The 2,291-nt window shown below is 72.1% G+C and carries 2 protein-coding genes; both read left to right on the forward strand.

The genetic code is table 11. The annotated features are described in order from the left end of the window. Positions 1 to 46: 46 nt before the first annotated feature. Positions 47 to 1,189, forward strand: a complete 1,143-nt coding sequence (locus COGEMETH_RS25415; RefSeq protein WP_238185436.1) for an acyl-CoA dehydrogenase family protein — start codon at positions 47 to 49, stop codon at positions 1,187 to 1,189. Continuing rightward, positions 1,189 to 2,244 carry an enoyl-CoA hydratase/isomerase family protein gene (locus COGEMETH_RS25420; RefSeq protein WP_238185437.1) on the forward strand — a complete coding sequence of 352 codons (1,056 nt, stop codon included), beginning with the start codon at positions 1,189 to 1,191 and terminating at the stop codon, positions 2,242 to 2,244. The genes COGEMETH_RS25415 and COGEMETH_RS25420 overlap by 1 nt, the downstream gene beginning before the upstream one ends. The last annotated feature ends 47 nt before the right edge of the window (positions 2,245 to 2,291 follow it).

Consider the following 2,291-nt stretch of genomic DNA (forward strand, 5'->3'; position numbering starts at 1 on the left):
CCCTCCCCCGCAAAGGGGTGGGGGAAATGCCAGGGAGTTTGTACCGATGCGCTTCGGGCTCGACGAGGATCAGGCCGCCATCTTCGAGATGGCCGCGGGCTTTGCCGCCGAGCATATCGCGCCGCATGCCCTCGAATGGGACGAGCAGAAGACGTTCCCCGTGGCGACCCTGCGGGCGGCGGCCGCACTCGGCATGGCCGGCATCAGCGTGCGCGAGGACGTCGGCGGGTCGGGGCTCTCACGCGTCGATGCCGCCCTGATCTTCGAGGCCCTGAGCCAGGGCTGCCCCACGGTGGCAGCCTTCCTGTCGATCCACAACCTGTCGTCCTGGATCATCGATACCTTCGCCGACGAGGCCCAGCGCACGCGCTTCCTGCCGGCGCTCACCCGGATGGACCGGATCGCGAGCTACTGCCTGACGGAGGCCGGCTCCGGCTCGGACGCCGCCGCCATGCGCACCCGCGCGGTGCGCGACGGCGACCACTACATCATCGACGGCGAGAAGCAGTTCATCTCGGGCGCCGGCGCCAGCGACCTCTACCTGTGCTTCGCCCGCACCGGCGGGGACGGCGCCAAGGGGGTCTCGGCGATCGTGGTCGAGAAGGACACGCCCGGCCTCTCCTTCGGCGCCAACGAGCGCAAGATGGGCTGGAACGCCCAGCCTACCCGCGCCGTGCGCTTCGACGGCGTGCGGGTGCCGGTGGACAACCGCATCGGCGCGGAGGGCGACGGCTTCCGCTTCGCCATGGCCGGCCTCGACGGCGGGCGGCTCAACATCGCCGCCTGCGCGCTCGGCGGCGCCCAGTCGGCGCTGGACAGGACCATCGCCTACATGGGCGACCGCCGCGCCTTCGGCCGCAGGCTCTCCGACCTCCAGGCGCTCCAGTTCCGGGTCGCGGACATGGCCACAGACCTGGAGGTGGCCCGCGCCTTCCTGCGCCACGCCGCCGCCGCCCTCGACGCCAAGGCGCCGGAGGCGACGAAGCTCTGCGCCATGGCCAAGCGCCACGTGACGGATGCCGCCTTCCGTGTCGCCAACGACGCCCTCCAGCTCCACGGCGGCTACGGCTATCTGGCGGAATACGGTATCGAGAAGATCGTCCGGGACCTGCGCGTCCACCAGATCCTGGAAGGGACCAACGAGATCATGCGGGTCATCATCGCCCGCGCCCTGCTCGGAGGACGCTGATGGACGACGTGATCGTCGAGGGCGCCGGTGCGCTCGGCCGCATCCGCCTGAACCGGCCGAAGGCCCTGAACGCGCTCACGCACCCGATGGTCGGCGCCATCGACGCCGCCCTGGACCACTTCGCGGCCGACCGGACGGTTGCGGCCGTCCTGCTCACCGGCGAGGGCGAGCGCGGCCTGTGCGCCGGCGGCGACCTGCGCTCGCTCTACGACAGCGCCGGCACCGGCTTCGCGGAGAATTTCTGGCGCGACGAGTACAGGCTGGACGCCCGCATCGCGAACTTCGAAAAACCCGTCGTGGCCTGGATGGACGGGATCACCATGGGCGGCGGCGTCGGCCTCTCCGCCCATGCCCGCCACCGCATCGTGACCGAGCGCTCGCGCATCGCCATGCCGGAGACCGGCATCGGCTACCTGCCGGACGTGGGCGCCACCTGGCTCCTGCCCCGCGCGCCCGGCGAGACCGGCACCTATCTCGGCCTGACCGGCGAGCCGATTGGGGCCGCCGACGCGATCTTCGCAGGGTTCGCCGACGCGATGCTGCCCGCAACCGCCCTGCCCCGCCTGATCACGGCGCTCTCGGCCCTCGAACAGGGGGCCGACCATGCCGAGGTGCGCAAAGCGATCGAGGCTCTGGCCGAGGCGCCGGGCCCGGCCCCGCTCGCGGCCGTGCAGGGCGTGATCGACCGCTGCTTTGCCTTCGACATGGTGGACGAGATAGTCTCCGCCCTCGACGCCGACGGCTCGGAGTTTGCCGCCCGCACCCGTGCGACGCTGGCCGCCAAGGCGCCGGCGAGCCTCGTCCTCACCCTCTGCCTGCTTCGCCTCGGCCGCGGGGCGCCGACCCTCGAATCCTGCCTGGAGCGAGAGTTCCAGGCCTCCCTGGCGGTGCTCGCCGAGGGGGACTTTCGCGAGGGTATCCGCGCCGCGGTGATCGACAAGGACAAGGCCCCCCGCTGGTCGCCGGCCACCCTGGCCGAGGTCGACCCGGCCCGGATCGCGGCCTGGCTGGAGCCGCGGGCGGCGCCGGTGTTTGCGAATGGGGACCGCGCATAGGGGCGCCGGACTCGTGGTGCGAATCCCTCACCCCTTTGCGGGGGAGG

This window comes from Methylobacterium trifolii, assembly GCF_022179685.1.
GTDB lineage: Bacteria > Pseudomonadota > Alphaproteobacteria > Rhizobiales > Beijerinckiaceae > Methylobacterium > Methylobacterium trifolii.